Below are 19,757 nucleotides of genomic sequence, written 5' to 3' on the forward strand. Positions count from 1 at the left end.
CATAGAGTTCCCGCATGCCACCCGACCCCCGCGCACTCCCAAAAGCCGAGTTCGCATTCCCCGGCCCCCTACGCGACCAGCTGGTAGCCGCGATCCTCGACGGATCCAAAACCTCCACCACCGGCATACTCGCCGACTACGAGCACTGCGGCGACCCCCTCCCGCAAGTCGGTTCTCTTGCGGCAGTAGTCGATTCAAACGACCACCGGATCGCGATCATCGAAGTCACCCACGTCCGCCTAGCCCGACTCGCAGACGTCGACCTCGCCCACGCCATCGACGAGGGCGAAGGTTTCACCACCCTCGCCGACTGGCGAGCGGCCCACGAAAACTACTGGCACAGCCCAGAAATGCGAAACGCACTGAACGACAACACCTTCACCGTCACCGACGAAACCACCGTAGTCCTCCAACGCTTCCGCCTCATCACCGACTTACGCTGACAGATCGCCGCACACCTATCGAGCGGCATTTGGTGCTGGGCGGGGGTGGCGGGGCATGGTGATTGTTGCGGCGAGGGTTGCGGCGGCTAGGCAGAGGGCGCTGGTGGCGAAACTTGCTGCGTAGCCTGCGGATAGGGCTATCGTACTCAGTGCTGCTAGGCCGACTGCGCCGCTGGTTTGACGGACGGTGTTGAGGACTCCGGCGGCCAGGCCGCTGCGGCCGGGGGGTACTCCGTCGGTGGCGGCGACGGTGAGGGGGGTGAAGGCGGCGGCGGTGCCGTAGCCGAGGATTGCGCCCGAGAAGAGGACGGTCCATAGGTATGACGCGTCGAGGGCGATGCAGGCGGCCGTGCAGAGCAGGCCCACGGCGCCGATGACACAACTCGACATTGTCGCAGTGCGTGCGCCCAGTCGGACTGTCAACCAACCCGCCGATCGCGAACCAGCGATCATCGCCGCGCCTACCGGCAGGTAGCCGACGCCTGCCAGTAGGGGCGAATAGCCTTGCACGTCTTGCAAATACAGTGACAGCAGTACCGGGCTGGCGAGGAAGCCGGTTCCGAATAGGAACATCACCGCGTTCGCGCTACTGACCGAGCGAATTCGGAAGATGCCGAATGGCAGGATCGGGTCTGCGGCCCAGCGCGTTTGGTGGATCGCGAAAATGCCGATCAACGCGAAACCTCCCAGTAGAGAGCCGAGCACGGTGCGGTCGGTCCAGCCGACGGCCGCCGAGCGCATGATCGCCAGTACCACACCCGTGATGCCCGCGGTGGCCAGCAGCGCGCCGACTATGTCCAGTCGCGAACGCGTGGACCCCGAAACATGCTGGGGCAGCGTGAGAAACGCGCCGATGATGCCGACGACGCCTAGTGGCGCGAGCACGAAGAACACCCAGCGCCAGCCGGCCAGCTGGGTGAGTAAGCCACCGATCACCGGACCACTCGCGGCACCGGCGGCACCCACCGCGCTCCACATGGCCAACGCGCGGGCGCGTGCCGACCGCTCCACGAAAGTCGTTGTCAGCATGGACAATGTGACCGGCATCAGCAGCGCACCGCCGACGCCCTGCGCAGCTCGCGCGGCTAGCAAGAACGCGGGTGCGTCGGCGAGCCCGACGGCTACTCGGGCGACGGTGAATATCCCCATCCCGACGAGCATGATCCGGCGCCGGCCGAAGACGTCCGCGCAGCGGCCGCCGAAAAGCAGGCAACCTGCGAAGGCGAGGGTGTAGGCGTTCACCGCCCATGGCAGCGCGGCTGGCGAGAAGCCGAGATCGGCGCGCAGATCAGGCAGGGTGACCGAAACGATGGTGGCGTCCAGCACGACAGAGAACGATCCGATGCAGGCCAGGATCAGCACCAGCCGCTGCGGTTCCCACCGTTCGATGCGGCCGCGCGCCCGATCCGCCGCTGTTGCGTGCGCGCTCATCGGCCCCACTCCGCGAGTCGCGCCGCCGCGTGGAACCGCGTCGCAGGGTCGACGTATCGTGTGGCGGGCACCGCATAGAGGGCGTCGATCTCGGCCCGATATGCGAGATACGTTGTTGCGAGACCGGCTATTTCGGCCCCACTTGCCGGTAGCCCGGCGGCGTCGAGCAGCGTACGGATGATCTCCGGCTCGTTCATACCGCTACCGCCGTCCGGTAGCGGGGCGGCAATTGTCGGTGCCATTCGGTGTGCTGCTGGAAGGCGTCGCCGATCCGCAGGATCATCGCCTCGCCGAACGCGGGCCCAGCGATCTGCAGCGACAACGGCAGTCCGGTCGCGCCGAAACCCATCGGCAGCGCCAGCACCGGGTTGCCGAGTCCATTCCAGTAGGGGGTATACAACTTCCCGAACAAGCCGGCGTCATCCTGGAGCCCTGTCGCATCGACCAGTTCGTCGAATCGCGGCGCACCGACGGACGCCGTCGGGCAGACCACCGCGTCGAACCGGTCGAACAGCTCGCCGATCGCGTCCTGCGCGACCCGCCGGACCCGTTGGGCCTGAACATAATCGGCGCCTGACACCAGCGCGCCCTTGGCGAGCAATCCGCGCGATGCCACGAAATAGTCGTCCCATCTGTCAGCCAGCACGGCGCGATGGTAGGCGAGCCCTTCACACGTAACGGTCACGAACGTCGCCATGATGGTTTCCGCCAGGTACGGCAGGACGACCTCTTCGACGTCGGCACCAAGGTCCACGAGAACGCCTATCGCACAATCGAATACATCGGCCAGGCCAGGATCGGAGTCAGCGGGGAAATGCCCTCGGCGCACCACCCCGATGTGTACTCCGGACAGATCCGGCTCGGCCTGGAACTCATTGATCGATCGGTTGTCGGCGGGCGCGACCATGCTGTCGGGATCGCTCGGATGCGGACCAGCGATGACCGCGAGCAGCGCCGCGCAGTCCGCAACGGTACGAGCCAGTGGTCCGACGCGGTCCACGCTGTAACCCAGTGGCACACAACCAGATTTCGGTACGCGGCCGAAGGTCGGCAGCAGGCCCGTGACACCGCAGAACGCAGCGGGCATCCGAATGCTGCCCGCCGTATCCGAGCCGAGTCCCGCGGGAAACAGTCCTGCGGCGATTCCGCCGGCCGTGCCGGAACTAGAGCCACCTGCCCACCGGCTCGGATCCCACGGATTCCGCGGCAACGGGAACGGCTCGGTCGAATCCGGTACGCCACAGGCGAACTCCATCGTCGTGGTCTTGCCGGTGATGATCGCGCCCGCCTCGCGCAACCTCGTGACCACCGGCGCGTCCCGGCCCGCGCCCCACGCACGGTCGTGCACCACACTCTGCGCGGTGGTATCGCCGTCGGCCACCGCGATGGTGTCTTTCACCGCGACAGGAACGCCGTGCAGCACGCCGCGATCAAGACCACGGGCTCGCTCCGCATCGGCCCGCCGCGCCTGCCGCCGGGCCGACCGGTCGAACCGGGCGAGATAGACGCCCAGTTCGCTGTCGTGCCGGTCGGCCTGCGCTATCGCCGATTCGACGAGCGCGACGCTCGACGTCTCACCCGCACGTAAAGCGCGGGCCGCCGCAGTGATGGAATATGGCTCTAGTGGCACGTCTCGTCCTCCAGGATTGATCAACAAAGCCAAGGCTTACCTTGCCTGTTCAACCCGGGTTGAGGTCAACTAGAGAAATGCCGCAGCTGACACCCATCGCCACCGTCGTGGACCACTTCGATATCCCCCTGTCCACGCTGCACTACTGGGAGCGCCGGGGATTGCTCACCACTCATCGCCGCGGTGGCCGTCGCTGCTACGACCAGGACCAGCTCTATCGCATCGCCCTGATCAAGCAATGGCAAACCACCGGCCTGATGAGCCTGGACGAGATCGCCACCTTGCTCACCGCCCGATCCAGCACCGCCGACTGGCGCGCCACGGTCACCACCCACGTCACGGCCATCGATAACCATATGCGAGAACTCGAGATCGCCCGCCACTACCTGCACTGGCTCCTCACCTGTTCCCGCGATGGCGATCTCGAACACTGCCCCGGTTACCGATCGTCTGTCACCCTCCCCGAATGAAAAGCCGTTAGAGACGGAAATTTCTAACTCTGTTGCGATTTATCTCAGTGGCCGGAATGCTCAGTGCGGGCGGTAAATTCGTATTCAGAAACGCGCCGGACACATTAATCCGACAGACCCGGCCACTTGACGGCTACTACCCCAAGTCGGCTGCGGTTCGCCGCCAAGACGGACAACACCACCCGCGCGTCCATCGGTCAGCAAGGCTCGTTGATGAGCAGCGACGATGCCACGGCACCCGCCGCAACCGCTCAAAATGCCGACGTCACACGCATCATCCCTGGTCGACCATGATCCGCACGTGATCGTGTCGTGATCGTTTGTGATATGCCAGTTAACGCTATCTGAACTCGATTTTAGAATGCGGCACAGGGGTCGTGGATCGCGTCGGCAAGTTCTACCTTGGATCTGGGATCGACAACCTGTTGAGACCGACGAGATAGACCGAATAAGGCTGCTCGCCTCGAGCTTCCCGTCTATCGAAAGCGCACGCGAAAGCTGAACCAGCGCTGCGAATTCGACGATGCCGCCTAGAGGAGTTTGTCATGGCGCTCTACTTCACCGAGTGGTCGATCACCAGTGATGCCAGTCCGGAACGTGCCTCCCGCGTAACCGACCGAGGACGGACGGCGTGGCGGTTGAGCTGGCTGCCCGATCGGGCACTGACCCTCGAACAAGCCAGAGCCGGAATGGAACTCGACGAGTTACTCAGCGATCCGGATAACGTACACGACTACGCGGCCATGGCTCGGGCGGATACCTGCGCGGGCACGATCGGAATGCTGCGTGCCCACGTGGTGATCCTGTTGGCAAAGCGGATGGCGGCTCGTCTTCCGGTCGCCGTCAGCGCGCACTGATTCTCAGCCGCAGAACACCCACGAGCGCTTGATGTTCCATCATCCCGCGGATGTCTCGTCCAGCCAGGCACGAATCCGATCGGTTCCCGAGCCCAGCTCGGGTGGCGCACTGACATAGCGAACCGGGTTGCGTGACAACGTGATCGGGTTCGCCACCAGCGGCGGCAGGCCGGTCTCCGAGGGGATGCGCGGCCGCAACCCTAAACTGTCGGCCAGCGCGAACGCTCCGGCCATATCGTTGACGGGGCCGCACGGGACGCCGAGCGGAGTGAGTAACGCCGCCCAGTCGGCCGCGGACCTGGTGGTCAAGATGCCACCGAGTTCCGCTGCCAGCGCCTCGACATGCGCGACCCGCGTGGTGTTGTCGGTGAATCGCGGATCGTCGGCCAGGTGCTCGGCTCCGATGGCGCGGCACAGCGTGACGAACTGACCATCGCTACCCACCGCGACGGCCAACGGCCGGTCCGCGGTAGCGAAGACCTCGTACGGCGCGATGGACGGATGCCGGTTCCCGAGAGCGCTCGGCACGATATCGGCCAGCGCGTAGGCCGTGCTTTGATTCACCATGCCCGCCAGCAGACTCGACAGCAGATTCACCTCGACCAGCTGTCCCTCGCCGGTCGACTCCCGATGCCGAAGCGCCGCAAGAACTCCCACCGCCGCATGCAGCCCGGCGAGCACGTCGACCACCGCCACCCCGGTCTTCGTCGGCTCCCCATCCCCCGTAATGCTCATCAACCCACCCGCGGCCTGAATCAGCAGATCGTAACCCGGCAATTCGGCACCCGCGCCTCCGCCGAACGCGGACAACGAGCAATAGATCAGCCCCGGATTGATCCCGCGCATCTCCTCATACGACAGCCCGAACTTCGCCATCGTCCCCGGACGAAAGTTCTCCACCACGATGTCGGACCGCCGCACCAACTCCCGCGCGTACCGCTGGCCCTCCTCGCTCCGCAAATCCAGGGCGACCGAGGTCTTGTTCCGATTCACCGACTGAAAATAGGTAGCCTGCCCACCCGCGAACGGCGGTCCCCACCCCCGGGTATCGTCCCCCGCGCCGGGCCGCTCCACCTTGATGACGTCGGCCCCCAGATCAGCCAGCATCATCGTCAGATATGGCGCGGCCAGGATCCGACCGAAATCCGCCACCACAATCCCGGCCAGGACTCCCGCCGTTCGTTTCTCGTCCGTCATACCCGACACTCCACCACGGCCGGCCTCGATCGGCGATAATTTGAACCAGTCCCAGCAGGGTGCGGTACGTGCGGAAGGGATAGGTCATGCAGCATAGCGCCGCAGTACAGACCGTCGAACGCCGTCCTCGGTCCAGCCTCGAACGTGCTGCCCTGTGTGTCGTGTTGCTGTTGCTCCTCGCCAGCGGATGCGCGACGCAGCCACGCGACACGGCTTTCCGCTTCGAGGTGAACGAGGGACTGAATCAGAACTACCTGATCCGCGACGGCGACACCGCGGCACACCTGTTACTGCGTTCGGGGCGAAATCCACGCATCCTGACGGCCTTCCCCGCCGGGAACAGCGGTACCGGGGTGTGGTTCGGACCACTCGCGGAACCGGCCGATTGGCTGGTCGAGTCGCCGCCGAAAGCAAAGGCCGCCAGGGACTCTCGCGACCGTCTCCTGTCCGGGATAGAGTTCGAAGCCGCCATCACCGCACCGAGTCTGACGCCCAAGCAGGCGGTGCTGTCCAACGTCCGGGTGCTGCGCGACTACGACCAGTACGCACTGGTACCCGCCGAACTCGTCGTCGCCCCGGCAGCTTCGGGCAACACGGTGACATGGGCGCGGGACCGCCTCGACGGCGCGCCCGGCTATCTTCTCCGCCTCGATGTCCTCGACGGCGCGGTGACACCGGCGGGAACGATCACCGCCGGGGCGGACGGCCAGATCAAGCTCAGCGTCACCGCGGCGACCGGCGACACTCCCCTGACCGCGTTATCCGGATCCGCGCTGCTGAATGGCCGGGAGCGAAAGCTGGACGCCGCGAAGAACACTCTCACCTTCCTCAGCTACCGGGAGAAGTTCCTCGCCGGATCATGGCGCTTCAACACATATTTCGGTCGCGACACCCTGATATCGATGATGCTATTGAAGCCGGTACTGGCCCCCGAGGCGATCGAAGCGGGGATCCGCTCAGTGCTGGCTCGACTCGGCCCACGGGGTCAGGTCGCCCATGAGGAAGCCGTCTCGGAATTCGCTATGCTCACCCATCAGCGCGAAAACGGCACATTAAGCGACGCACCGATATTCGACTACAGCATGGTCGACGAAAACTTCCTGCTGGCACCCGTTGTCGCCGCCCATCTGCTCGACGATCCAGCAGGCGTCGAACGGGCCGCCGCCTATCTGCGCGCGCCCCTGGACAACTCATCGATCGGCCAGGAATTGGTCCGCAATCTGCGCCTCGTAGCCTCGAGCACAGCGGCTTTCGCACACGACCCTCGGTACGGCAACCTGATCGCCTTGCAGGACGGGCACGACGCAGGCCAATGGCGGGACAGCGGAATCGGTCTCGGCGGCGGCCGCTATCCCTACGACGTCAACGCCATTCTCGCGCCCGCCGCCCTCGAAGCGACCGCCCGGCTGCTCGACAGCGGAGCACTCGCTCCATTCCTCAGCGCCGACGACCGAATCCAGTTGTCCGACACCGCCGCCGCGGCGAAGACCTGGCGTGCCGAAGCGCCCCGACTGTTCACTGTGACCCGCGATGCCGAACAAGCAAGAGCCGCAATAGATTCCTACGCCGCGAAGATCGGCGTGCCCGCCCAAGCCGCGCTCGCCGCGCTCGACCAGGGCCCGGTCACCTTCCCCGCCGTCGCCCTCGATGCCAACGGCACACCCATTCCGATCCTGCATTCCGACGACACCTTCGACCTGCTGTTCGGCTCCCCGCCACCCGAGGTCCTCGACAAACAGGTCGGCACCCTGTTCCGGCCGTTCCCACTCGGGTTGATGACCGGGGCGGGGCTGGTGGTCGCCGATCCGGTGTTCGCCGATCCCGGCCTCCAGGCGCGATTCACCAACCACGACTACCACGGCACCGTGGTCTGGTCCTGGGTGCAAGCCGCGCTCGCAAGCGGTCTCGGACGCCAACTCGGCCGCACCGACCTACCCCAGCCCGTCCGGGACCGCCTGCTGGCCGCCCAGCACAGTCTGTGGCAGGTGATCGACGCCGCCGAGTCGATGGCGAACTCCGAGCTCTGGAGTTGGCGTTTCGAGAACGATCGGTACCGGATCGCGCCCTTCGGGGCCACCGAGGGGGACGTGACCGAAGCCAATGCGGCACAACTGTGGAGCAGTGTGTATCTGGCCGTCACGCCCCCGCCGTGAGCCTCAGGTCTGACGCAGCAGCACAGGCAACTCGACCAGCCCGCGGATCAGCAGGCTGGGTTGCCATCGCAGCGGGTCGCTGCGCGGCGCCAGCGAGAGTTCCGGGAATCGTTGCAGGAGTGCGGTAAACGCTATTTCGGCTTCCACGCGGGCCAGTGGGGCACCGACGCAGAAATGGATGCCGTGGCCGAAGGCCAGGTGGCCGGCGGAGTCGCCGGTGAGGTCGAGGTTCTCGGGGTCGTGGTAACGGGCGGGGTCGCGGTTCGCGGCGGCGAGAGCGACGTACACAAACTCGTCGGCCGGGATTTCGGTGTCGCCGACCAGGATCGGTTCGGTGGTGTAGCGCACGGTGGCCCAGTCGACGGGGCTGCCGAAGCGGAGGAATTCCTCCACCGCGGCGGGCACACCCGCCGGGTCCTCGCGTAGCGCGTCGAACTGAGATTTGTTGCGCAGCAAGGCATATGCGCCGTTGGCGATGAGGTTCACGGTGGTCTCGTGTCCCGCGATCAGCAGCAGGAACGCCATCGCGATCAGTTCCTGCTCGGTGAGCTGGTCACCGTCCGCGCGCGTTTGGGTCAGCCCGGAGAGCAGATCGTCGCCCGGATCGGTCCGTTTCGTCTGCACCAGCGCGGCCAGATACTCCGACATCTCGGCCGTGCAGCGCGTCCGCTCCGCCAGGTCGCTGCCCACCCCGACCATCACCTTCGTCCACCGCTGGAAGTCCTCTCGGTCCGCGAAGGGCACGCCGAGCAGTTCACAGATCACGGTGACCGGCAACGGAATCGCGAAGGCCTCCAGCAGATCGACCTCGTCGCGCTCGGCCATCTGATCGAGCAGGTCGGCGGCGATCTCTTCGATACGCGGCCGCAGCGCCGCTACCCGGCGGGTGGTGAAGGCCTTGTTGACCATCTTGCGCAGCCGGGTGTGGTCGGGCGGATCCGCGTTGAGCATGTGCGCGCTGAGTGCCGTCGCCTGCGAATCCTGTTGTATTGCCGGGTCTTTCTTGCGCATCACCTCGATGATCCCGGTCATGCTCTTGTGCAGGCGAGGGTCGGCGAGCACCGCCCGGCCCTCGGCGTATCCGATGACCACCCACTGCGGCATGCCCTCGGAAAACTGCACCTGCAGCACCGGTCCCCGCGCACGCCAGCGCCGGTAATACACCTGCGGGTCGCGGAAGAAGTCCCCGCCCACCGTCTCGATCCGGCCCTGCGCCTCAGTGTCGGCCATGCTGCCCTCCCTGCTAATCGCGACCCGGGATCGATCGCGCCCGCCCGTGAGCCGCCGACGGCAGGTCTCACGTCAACCACCGTACCGAACCGATCGGCCAATCCTGTTGGTCGCCAAGGGATTAACCTCCGGCACCGGACCAATGGATGACGTGTGAATTAATAGTCGATATTGCGCTAAAAAAACGACCGTATGGAATTATTGCACCGTCAAAAGCGCACGTGTTATGAAACCGACCGCCCGCCCCCTCGCGGCCCCGAGAAGTATGGGGCCGCCCCACTTCCAATTCCATTGCCGCCGTGCTGCGCCCGATGGTAGGGTCGCGATAGACGATGAGGTAAGTGCACCTCGAGGCAGGGGATGGTTGTATAGATCACTTGCCATATCGATGTAGTCGGGGGGTTCGAGCATGCGCGATAGCGACACGCGCGCATTTTATCACTGCGTCGGCATCGGGGTCGGTCCGGCAAATTTGAGTCTAGCGTCGTTACTGTATAACCACTCGGATATCTCGAATTTGTTTCTGGACAAGCGAGATTCGTTCGATTGGCACGACGGACAACAGCTTCCGAATGCGAGTCTGCAGGTCTCGATGCTCAAGGATCTGGTAAGTCTCGCGGATCCGACGAACAAGTTCTCCTTCCTGTCCTATCTCCACTCGAACGGCCGCATCTACCATTACATCAACGCGCAGTTCGATACGATGCCGCGCCGCGAGTTCCGCAACTATCTGAAATGGGCCAGCGACCTCAACAAAAACATCGTGTACGGCGAACGGGTCATCGGCATCGACTTCGACGACACCTTCGTCGTACGCACCGATCGCCGTTCGGTGCGCGCCGCCAACCTTTCGATCGGCATCGGCAGCCGTCCCTGGGTGCCGACCATTGCCGCAAATGTGCTGGGCGAGAGCCAATTCCACGTCAGCGAGATCGTGCGGCGCGCACAGCGGCTCGGCGGCAAGCGAGTCTGCGTCGTCGGCGGCGGACAGTCGGGCGCCGAGGCGGTGCTCGACCTGATCTCCCGCCACGAAACGGAGCGGCCCCGTCGCGTGTCCTGGGTGACCCGGCGCCGGAACTACTTCCCGCTCGACGACTCGCCGTTCACCAACGACTTCTACATGCCGAGCCATTCGGATTATTTCTCCACCCTGGAACGTAGCACCCGCCAGGAATTCAACGAGCAACACATACTCACCAGCGACGGGATATCCGAGGCGACGCTGCGCGAGCTATACCAACGCATCTACGTGCACCGATTCGTCGACGGCCTCCCCGATCTCACCGCACTCTATCCGAATCGCGAGGTCACCGACGTCGTCCGCGGCAATTGCGACGATTGGACGCTGCGCGTCTCGAATAAGAATCACCACGGCACCATCGGGCACATAGACGCCGACGTGATCATTTGGGCGACCGGTTTCCGCCCGGCCGCCATGGATTTCCTTGATCCGATCGCCCACCGGCTCGACCGCGAAGGCGACGAATTTAAGATCGATAACCAATTCGCGGTGCAATGGGACGGGCCCGCCGATCGAAATATCTTCCTGCACAATGCGGCCGCACAACAGCGCGGATTGCCGGACCGCAATTTGAGTTTGATCGCCTGGCGCAGCCAACGCGTGGTCGACCGCCTGCGTGGTATGCGCAGCGATGAGCAACTCGCCTCCTTCCTGGAATGGTCGGCGAAGCTGGCACCCGAGGACGTGGCGAAGGTCGTCCGGCGATGATCGACACCGACGTGGCCATCGTCGGCGGCGGCATCATCGGCTGCCTCATCGCCCGCGAACTGGTCACTCGCGCACCAGGTATGGCGATCACGCTGCTCGACCGCGATCTGGTGGGATCCGGCGCCAGCCGTCGCGCGGCCGGACTGCACTTCCCGCGCTGGGCGACCATGCGGGTGCGTGCGATAACCGCCGTCAGCCACGCGACCCCGCCGAGGCCGTCGCCGCGAGCGCCACGCATCGGCGGCGGTTCGACGAGCGCCCGGTCTTCGTCTTCTCCACTCCCCCGACCCCGAACGGGGACCTGCCCTTATCGGGAGCAGCTGCAACGGTTCTTCTCCGCGGTTATCCGGTCCGAAGCAGCGAATCCCCAAGCGGCACGGGCACTCTTCGACCCGAACACCGGAGCGTATCTCTACGAAGGTGCGGTCACCGGCGGCTGCACCGGCTGTGGCGCCACCACCGCGGGCAATATCTGTGAGCAGCGTGGCTGGACCGGATACCGACCGCGTTGGCGGTGCTGGTCGGCTGCGTGATGGCCGGGGCGGGCTTCGTCAGCCTGCGCTTGGTCACCGGGCTGCCGATGACCGCGCTGTCGCTGGGTCTCGCGGGCGTCGGGATCTCCATCAACGCGTTGGCCCTCAAGCAGCTCGCGGCGGCCGCCTCGGATCGGATGGCGAACCGGTCCAGGCTGTTCGCCCTGGTCAGCATCAGCATCAATATCGCGGCGGCCGTCGCGGCACCGGTCGCGCTGTTCTTTGTCGAACGCAAGCAGCACGGTTACGTGCTGCTTGCGGTGGCGGCCCTCTATTGCCTTGCCGGACAGGTGACGTTCGCGAACCGGGCCGCGCTGCCGATGGGCAAACGCGCCACCCGCGCCTGGTCGATCGGCGTCTATCTCGCGGTCCTGCGGGAGCCCGGCCTGCGTCCGTTCTTCGCCATCAACACCTTCTACTGGTTCATGTACGGCCAATTGTTCAGCGTGCTAGCGCTTTTCGTGACCGATACGCTGAATTCCCCCGGCCTCCTCGGCCCGCTGTACACCGTGAACGCGCTGATGGTGGTCACGCTGCAACTCGGCATCACCCGCCTCACCGGCCGGTGGACGAAGGGCAGTCACCTCAGCGCCGTTGTGCTGGCCAACCTCGTGTTCGTGCTCGCCTTCCTCACCGCGTTCGCACTGCCCGGCATCAGCGGCGCGATCGTGTTCGTCGTGCTGTTCACCACGGCCGAGATGATCTTCATGCCGAGCGGGGACGTGTTGATCGTCGGGCTGATCCGGGAGCAGAACCGGGCCGTCGGCTACAGCATCTTCGCGATCAGCACGGCGATGGGCGAGGCGCTCGGCGGCGGCGCGGGTGTCGCCGTCTACCGATGGCTGGCCGATCACGGCCACGCGCACCAATTCTGGCTGGCCGCCGCGATACTCGCCGCGGCGTTCTATGTGATTACCCAATGGTTGCGGCGAACCGACGCGGGCAAACACATCGAATGAACTACCTGATGGCCTTTCCGGCGGACCGAAGGTCGTTGTACCACTGCATATTTCGACCGAGCGCCTGGTTTTACGGACCGGCGCCGTCATCGTTCGATCATCGGTGAGGCGCCCGCGCTGACCTTTCCGGAAACGGACGTCATCGAAACATCATCGCGGCCTTCGGTGCCGCATGCCTCGCCCATTCGCGCCATAACATCTGCCCCGGAGTTCGACCGAGGCGAGGAGATCCGGTGAGTGCTGCCGGTGAGGCATTCCGATCCGATGTGAATGACGGGATGTGGGAGTCCTTTGCTGAGCAGGTGAGTCGGCAGCCGGGAGCGGCGGCACTCATCGATGGCGACGCCGCGCTGACCTATGCCGAGCTGGCCGAGCGGGCCGACGACTTCGCGGAGTGCTTGCGCGCCAACGGAGTTCGAGCCGGTGACCGGGTGGGTATTCAGCTGGCCCGTAGCCGTGCGGCGGTGGTCTCGATCCTGGGCACGCTCCGCGCCGGAGCGGCGTATGTGCCGCTCGATCCGGCGTATCCGGCGGCCCGGCTGGCGGCAATGATCGACGATGCCCGGCCTGCCGCGCTGGTGACCGCGGACGGTGTGGTCGCCTTGGCGGGTGGCGTTCCGCAGCCCGGCATTGCCTACGTGATCTTCACGTCGGGGACGACCGGGCAGCCGAAGGGTGTGCTGGTGTCGCGGCGGGCGCTCGCGGGCTTCTGCGCGGCCGCGATCGACCGGTACGGGCTCGGTGCCGATGATCGGGTGCTGCAATTCGCGTCGTTGAGTTTCGACGCCAGCGTCGAGGAGCTGTTCCCGGCGCTGAGTTGCGGTGCGGCCGTGGTAATTCGGGACGACGACATGATCAGCCGGCCGGATCTGTTCCTCGACCGCTGCGCGGCACTCGGGGTCACCGTGCTCGACCTGCCGACGGCCTATTGGCACGAGTTGGTCGCCGCGCTCGATCGCGGCGAGGCCGCGCTGCCTGCCACGGTCCGGCTGACCATCATCGGCGGCGAGGCGGCGCGACCCGATGCGGTGCGGCGCTGGCAGTCGGTGGCGGGTGCGGCGACGCGCCTGCTGAACACCTACGGCCCCACCGAAACCACTGTCGTCGCGACCGTCGCGGACCTCACCAGGTGGGTCGGCGAGGCGGTACCGATCGGCACGCCGCTGGACGGCGTGACCTGTCGAGTTGTCGATGCCGACGGCGATCCGGCCTCGACCGGTGAACTGCTGATCGGCGGGCGGATGGTCGCCGACGGCTACCTGAACCGGCCCGAGCTGACCGCCGAACGATTCCGGCCCGGACCCGACGGCACGGAATACCGGACCGGCGATCGCGTCCGCTGGCGCGGCGGTCAGCTGGAATACCTTGGCAGGCTGGATGATCAGGTAAAGATTCGCGGGTTCCGGGTCGAGCCGGGCGATATCGAGACGGCTCTGCGGGCGCTGCCCGCCATCGATGACGCCGTCGTGTCGGTCCATGAGCGGGCCGGGTTGCCGGTACTGATCGGCCATGTGCTGACCGCACTCGACACCGACCTGGCCGCCGTGCGAACGTCCCTGCTGGCGACGTTGCCCGCTTACCTCGTGCCCGCCGAACTCGTTCGGCACGTGCGGTTTCCGTTGACCCCGCAGGGCAAGATCGATCGCGCCGCACTGGTGCCGATGGTGGAAAACACCAAGCCGCCGTGGACGGGTACGGCGGACCAGGCGACGATCGCGACGCTGTGGGAGTCGCTGCTCGGCGTTCCGGTCAGCGGGCCGGACGACGACTTCCTTACTCTCGGTGGCGATTCGCTCAGCGCCGTGCGCCTCTGTGCCGCGTTGCGCCATGAACACGGTGTCGAGCTCACCCTGCGCGAGTTGTACGCGGAGCCAACGGTGGTCGCGGTCGCGGCACGGCTGGATCGGCGCGTCAGCACGGATGCGGGACCGAGCACGACCTTGCCGGAGAACGTGCCGCTGCCGCTGAGTCCGTGGCAACGCGACTTCTGGGTCGCCGAGCAGGTGTGCGCCGGGCTACCCGCGCACACGCTCGGCATTCGGTATCGATGGAACGAACGAGTCGAGGCGGCACCGCTCACCCGCGCGCTCGCCGAGCTCGCCCGTCGTCATCCGATGCTCAGATCCCGCTTTCCGGACGACGGTTCGGAACCGAGCATGGTGATCGATTCCGCGGCGACCATCCCGCTGATCGAAGCCGCGCCGGACACCGACGGCGTCGATCTGCGCCACGGTCCGATCGCCCGGGCGTTCCTGGTCGGCGACGACGAGATGGTGCTCGTCGTGCATCATCTCGCCTTCGACGGCTGGTCGGCGGGCGTCGTCGGGGCCGAACTCGCACAGCTGTATCCCGCCGCCTGCACCGGCACCGGCACCGGCCTGCCCGCCGCCACGCCGCTGCCGGACCTGGTCGCCCGAGCCGCCGCCGCGAAGTCCGATCCGTCGTTGACCGCCTACTGGCAGGCACGCTTCGACGACGCGGATCTCGACCTGGAGCCGCCCGCCGACCGTCCGCGGCCGGTCGCCCGATCCTTCGCGGCGGCACGGGTTTGCGCCCGCGTCGATCCCGAGCTGCTCGATCGAGTCCGGGCCTACGCGCAGAGTCGGCGAGCGAGCCTGTTCATGGCACTGCTGGCAAGTGTGCAGACCGTGCTGTCCCGCTACACGCGCCGAACCGACATCACCGTGCTGTCCCCGGTCGCCTGCCGGACCGCGAGTGGTTCGGAAGGCGTGGTCGGTCCGCTGCTGAACATTCTGCCGATGCGCGGCGACGTTTCCGGCGATCCGACGTTCGACGAACTGATCGACCGAGTGCGCGACGCGGTACTGCTCGACTTGGAGCATCAAGAGCTGGCCTTGCCGGATCTGATTGCCGCACTTGCCCGTCCGGGCAGCGGGAACCGGAATCGGCTCAGCCCGATCATGCTGACCGTGCACAACACTCCGGAGCTCGGCGATCACTCCGTCAGGTACGCGGGTGAACTAGCGCCCGCGGCGACGATGATGGATCTCGCTGTCGGGCTGGACTTCCCGGCCGATGGCGCGGTACTGAGCATCGACTACGCGACCGAATTGTTCGATGCCGCACGGATAACGGCGATGCTCGGCCACCTACTGACCGTGCTGACCGCCGCCGTCGACAACCCGGTCGTCCCGATCACTCGGTTGCCTCTGCTCACCGAGGCCGAACGGCGCCGGATCGTGCACGAATGGAACGACAGCGCTCGCCCCCAGATCGATGCGTCGACCATTCATCAGCTGTTCGAGCGTTGTGCCGCAACGACTCCGGACGCACCGGCCCTCACCTTCCGCGACAGCACCATCAGCTACGGCGAGCTGAACCAGCGGGCCAACCGGCTCGCCCGTCGGCTGTGTGCTGACGGGGTCACGCCGCGGGAGCGGGTGGCAATCCGCCTCGATCGTGGCTTCCAGCTGTTCACCGCGATGTGGGCGGTACTCAAAGCCGGTGCGGCGTACGTGCCACTCGACCCGACGTACCCCCGGGACCGGCTCGACTACATGCTCGCCGACTGTGGCGCGAAGCTCGTCATCGACGACGCGTACCTGACCGGCGAAACCCCCTCTGACAGCGACAATCTCCCGCTGCGCAACACTCCGGACGATCCGGCCTATCTCATCTACACCTCCGGCTCCACCGGCAAACCCAAGGGCGTGGTGGTGAACCACGGCAACCTGGTGCACGCGGTGGGGATGTGGCGGCACGCTTACCATCTGCGCCCGGAGTGGACGTATCAGCAGGCGGCCAGCTTCTCGTTCGACATGTTCGTCGGTGAGACGCTGCGCGCGTTGACCACCGGGGGCCGGCTGGTGATCGTGCCGAGGGAGACGCTGCTCGATCCCGCCGACCTGTACGAGTTGATGCGGTCCGAGGGTGTGCAGTGCACCGAACTGGTCCCCGCGGTATTGCGCACGCTGCTCACCCATGTCGAACAGCTCGGGCAGCGGCTGGATTTCGTGCACGTGCTGATCGGCGGCGGTGACGAGTGGCGGGTCCGCGAGTACGCGCTGGCGCAACGCCTCGTCGGCCCGGCGAACTCGGTGGTCAACGCGTACGGCGTCACCGAGGTCAGCGTCGACAACGTGTGGTTCGCCGGGACGGTGGATCATCTTCCCGGCAATGCCCCGCTGCCGATCGGAATCCCGTTCGCCAACAACAGGGTCTACGTCCTCGACGAGCATCGCGAGCCGGCGCCCGCCGGGATCGTCGGCGAGCTGTACCTCGGAGGCGCTGGCGTCACGCCGGGCTATCACGAGCGGCCCGCGCTGACCGCCGAGCGGTTCGTCACCGATCCGTTCGCGCCCGAACCCGGGGCACGGATGTATCGCACCGGCGATGCCGCGCGCTGGCGGCTCGACGGGCAGGCCGAGTTCCTCGGCAGGCTCGACGGGCAGGTGAAGGTCAACGGCTACCGGGTCGAGATCGGTGAGATCGAGGCGGCGCTCGGCGCATTACCCGAGGTGCTCGCGTGCGCGGTCACCCTGCACGCGCCGCCGTCGGGGCTCGCCCGGCTGATCGGTTACGTCGTCACCCGCGACGGCACCGACGCCGACGAGGCGGCTATCCGCGACGCACTCGCCGCCGAGTTGCCGACGCACATGGTGCCCGCGCGGGTCCTGACGTTGCCCGCGCTGCCGCTGACGCCGAACGCGAAGCTCGATCGCCCTCGGCTCCCGGCACCGCCCGATGACCTCGGATCGAGTGCCGGTCCCGCACCGCACACCCCCACCGAGCGGCACATCGCGGCGGTGTGGAGCGATGTGCTCGGCGTCGGCGAATTCGGCATCGACGACACATTTTTCGCGCTCGGCGGTGATTCGTTTCAGGCACTGAAGGTAATCCGGCGGATCGAGCCCGCGCCCGCGCTGATCGAGCTCTACCAGCATCCGACGGTTCGACGATTGGCCGCGCTGCTCGTCGAGCGCTCCCCCGGCGCGGTCACCGAACGTCGAATGTTGCACCGGCTCACTGACTCCGACGCCACCGCCGAGGGCGTCACGGTGGTCGCGGTGCCGTACTCCGGCGGCAGCGCCATCGCCTATCAACCGCTGGCCGAAGCGCTTCCGGCGCACTGGGCGCTCTACGCGGTGGAACTGCCCGGCCACGATCGCGCCCGCCCGGACGAGGAGTTGCTGCCCGCCGCGGCAGTCGCCGAGCGCGTGCTGGCCGAGCTGCCCGCGATCGCCGGGCCGATCCTGTTGTACGGGCACTGTCTCGGCGTCGCGGCGACAGTTGAGCTCGCCCGGCAAGCCGAGGCCGCCGGTATCGAGCTGATCGGTGTCGCACTCGGTGCGGGGTTCCCCACCGCGCGGCTGCCCGGCCGATTCTTCGACTGGTTCTACCGGCTCGTGCCGACCGACCGGCTCACCTCCGATCGCGAGTACCTGACCTATCTGCGCGGCCGGGGTGGGTTCGTCGACATCGACGACGCGGAGCAGCAGGCGTTCGTGCTGCGCAATGTCCGCCACGATGCCCGCGACGCCGAGGAGTACTTCACCGCCGCGTACACCGAACCGCGGCCTGCGCTGCACACTCCGGTGCTGGCGGTTGTCGGTGCCAAGGACCGGGTCACCGAGCACTACACGGAACGCCATCACGAATGGCGACATTTCAGCGATGGTCCGCTCGACCTGGCCGTGCTGCCGAGGGCCGGGCACTTCTTCGTGAAAAGTCACGCGAAACCGCTGGCCGAGGCGCTGGTTGGTTTCGCCGAGCGCGACAGCAAACCCGTTGCGCCGGTGCCTGTTCCGGCTGAGGGGCCGCCACCCAGTCTATCCAAGTTCGCCCTGGTCGCGCTCGGTCAGTTTATTTCCATGGTCGGCAGCGGGCTCAGCGCCCTGGTGCTCAGCATCTGGGTGTTCCAGCAGACCGGGTCGATCACCGACTTCGCCGTCGTCAACGCGATCGGGTTGTTGCCCGGCATCTTGGTCAGTCCGATCGCGGGAGCCGCCGCCGACCGCTGGGATCGACGCCGGGTGATGCTGATCAGTGATGGTGCCGCCGCTCTCGCGATGAGTGTGCTTGCGGCGCTGGTGTTTACCGGCGGTCTGCGACTGTGGCAGATATTTCTGGCGGTTACAGTCACCTCCGTCGCCGGGGCCTTCCAACGCCCCGCCTATCTCGCCGCCGTCGCCCAACTCGTGCCCAAGCGGTATCTCGGACACGCCAACGGCATCAGCCAACTCGGCGTCGGTGTCGGGCTGGTGTTCGCGCCGATGCTCGGTGCCGGGCTGATCGGGCTGATCGGGATCGCGGGCGTAATCCTGCTCGACATGCTGACTTTCACCGTCGGCGTCGCGACCCTGCTGCTGGTCCGGTTCCCGAATCTGATGTTCCATCGCCGGGAGGAGACGTTCCGCAGCGAGATCGTCAACGGCTGGCGCTACATCACCCGCCGCCCCGGCATGCGGGCCGCGCTGCGCTTTTTCGTCATCGACCACGCGTTCTACACCCTCGGCTTCGCCGTCATCACGCCGATGCTGTTGCTCGAACAGTCGCCGACGGTGCTCGGAATCGCCCTGGGCGCAGGCGGATTCGGCGGGCTGGCCGGAAGTCTCGTGATGGGTCTGTGGGGCGGCACCGTGCGCCGGACCAACGGGTTGATCATCTTCATGGGCATCGGCAGCCTCGGCATGACCGTCGTCGGGCTCGGCAGCTCCCCCGCCTTCGTCATCGCGGGCATGTTCCTGTTGACGTTCGGCGAATCGCTGGCCGAGGGGCACTGGATCGCCGTGGTGCAGACCAAGGTCGGCTTCGAACTGCAGGGCCGGGTGCTGTCCATCTTCATCACCGTGATGATGCTGACCATGCCGCTCGGCTACCTGCTGGTCGGCCCGCTCGCGGAACGCCACGTGCAGCCGCTGCTCGAGCCAGGCGGCCCGCTCGCCGGGACCGTCGGCCAGCTCATCGGGGTCGGTCCAGGCCGCGGATTGGCGCTGCTCGTCGTCCTCAGCGGGCTGTTGCAACTCGCCTGGGCGGTGCGCGGCTGGCTCGACACCCACCTGCGCCTGCTCGAAGACCATCTGCCCGACGCCCTGCCACCCGCCGAGATCGACTCGCGGGACGACCTGCAACGCCTTGCCGACGCTCAACTTCTCCGCTGAAAGG

General features: G+C 66.4%; 13 protein-coding genes. 8 read left to right on the forward strand and 5 right to left on the reverse strand.

Translation table 11 applies throughout. The features are described 5' to 3' along the window. The first annotated feature begins 14 nt into the window (after positions 1-14). Entirely contained in the window at positions 15-443 is a 429-nt protein-coding gene (locus ACIBCN_RS24100; RefSeq protein WP_396993868.1) for an ASCH domain-containing protein, read from the forward strand. Positions 444-458: 15 nt separating this feature from the next. Here the strand turns inward: ACIBCN_RS24100 and ACIBCN_RS24105 are convergent, their stop codons facing one another. Genes ACIBCN_RS24105 through ACIBCN_RS24115 form a run of 3 tightly spaced genes read right to left on the reverse strand, consistent with a single transcriptional unit; the run spans position 459 to position 3,504 of the window. Next, positions 459-1,874, reverse strand: a complete 1,416-nt coding sequence (locus tag ACIBCN_RS24105; protein ID WP_396993869.1) for an MFS transporter — start codon at positions 1,872-1,874, stop codon at positions 459-461. After that, positions 1,871-2,071 carry a hypothetical protein gene (locus tag ACIBCN_RS24110; protein WP_396993870.1) on the reverse strand — a complete coding sequence of 67 codons (201 nt, stop codon included), beginning with the start codon at positions 2,069-2,071 and terminating at the stop codon, positions 1,871-1,873. Before ACIBCN_RS24110 ends, ACIBCN_RS24105 begins: the two co-directional genes overlap by 4 nt. Further along, positions 2,068-3,504: an amidase gene (locus ACIBCN_RS24115; RefSeq protein WP_396993871.1), complete on the reverse strand. Its 1,437-nt coding sequence runs from the start codon at positions 3,502-3,504 to the stop codon at positions 2,068-2,070. Before ACIBCN_RS24115 ends, ACIBCN_RS24110 begins: the two co-directional genes overlap by 4 nt. 77 nt (positions 3,505-3,581) lie before the next feature. Between ACIBCN_RS24115 and ACIBCN_RS24120 the strand changes: the two genes are divergently transcribed. After that, a complete protein-coding gene (locus ACIBCN_RS24120; protein WP_396993872.1) occupies positions 3,582-3,974 on the forward strand; it encodes a MerR family transcriptional regulator in 393 nt (130 codons plus the stop codon). Between the two features lie 545 nt (positions 3,975-4,519). Then, positions 4,520-4,831, forward strand: coding sequence for a hypothetical protein (locus ACIBCN_RS24125; RefSeq protein WP_396993873.1), 312 nt, complete (start codon positions 4,520-4,522; stop codon positions 4,829-4,831). 39 nt (positions 4,832-4,870) lie between these two features. On the opposite strand, the gene ACIBCN_RS24130 is transcribed toward ACIBCN_RS24125, so the two are convergent. Next, positions 4,871-6,028: a CaiB/BaiF CoA transferase family protein gene (locus ACIBCN_RS24130; RefSeq protein ID WP_396993874.1), complete on the reverse strand. Its 1,158-nt coding sequence runs from the start codon at positions 6,026-6,028 to the stop codon at positions 4,871-4,873. Between the two features lie 86 nt (positions 6,029-6,114). On the opposite strand from ACIBCN_RS24130, the gene ACIBCN_RS24135 reads away from it, so the two are divergent. After that, positions 6,115-8,181, forward strand: coding sequence for a hypothetical protein (locus ACIBCN_RS24135; RefSeq protein ID WP_396993875.1), 2,067 nt, complete (start codon positions 6,115-6,117; stop codon positions 8,179-8,181). A gap of 3 nt (positions 8,182-8,184) precedes the next feature. Here the strand turns inward: ACIBCN_RS24135 and ACIBCN_RS24140 are convergent, their stop codons facing one another. After that, on the reverse strand, positions 8,185-9,411 hold the full coding sequence (locus ACIBCN_RS24140; RefSeq protein WP_396993876.1) for a cytochrome P450: 1,227 nt from the start codon (positions 9,409-9,411) through the stop codon (positions 8,185-8,187). Positions 9,412-9,820: 409 nt separating this feature from the next. Here ACIBCN_RS24140 and ACIBCN_RS24145 point away from each other — a divergent pair, with 409 nt between their 5' ends. The 4 genes from ACIBCN_RS24145 (at position 9,821) to ACIBCN_RS24160 (ending at position 19,753) form a co-directional block, all read left to right on the forward strand. Beyond that, the gene (locus ACIBCN_RS24145; RefSeq protein WP_396993877.1) at positions 9,821-11,140 is read left to right on the forward strand and encodes a lysine N(6)-hydroxylase/L-ornithine N(5)-oxygenase family protein; all 1,320 of its coding nucleotides are present in this window, start codon (positions 9,821-9,823) and stop codon (positions 11,138-11,140) included. Beyond that, positions 11,137-11,673 carry an FAD-dependent oxidoreductase gene (locus tag ACIBCN_RS24150; protein WP_396993878.1) on the forward strand — a complete coding sequence of 179 codons (537 nt, stop codon included), beginning with the start codon at positions 11,137-11,139 and terminating at the stop codon, positions 11,671-11,673. The genes ACIBCN_RS24145 and ACIBCN_RS24150 overlap by 4 nt, the downstream gene beginning before the upstream one ends. Continuing rightward, positions 11,655-12,632 (forward strand): MFS transporter, encoded by a 978-nt coding sequence (locus ACIBCN_RS24155; protein WP_396993950.1) that lies wholly within the window; start codon positions 11,655-11,657, stop codon positions 12,630-12,632. The genes ACIBCN_RS24150 and ACIBCN_RS24155 overlap by 19 nt, the downstream gene beginning before the upstream one ends. Positions 12,633-12,865: 233 nt before the next feature. Beyond that, the gene (locus ACIBCN_RS24160; protein WP_396993879.1) at positions 12,866-19,753 is read left to right on the forward strand and encodes an amino acid adenylation domain-containing protein; all 6,888 of its coding nucleotides are present in this window, start codon (positions 12,866-12,868) and stop codon (positions 19,751-19,753) included. Positions 19,754-19,757 lie beyond the last annotated feature (4 nt).

It is taken from the genome of Nocardia sp. NPDC051052 (genome assembly GCF_044456045.1).
Taxonomy (GTDB): Bacteria; Actinomycetota; Actinomycetes; order Mycobacteriales; family Mycobacteriaceae; genus Nocardia.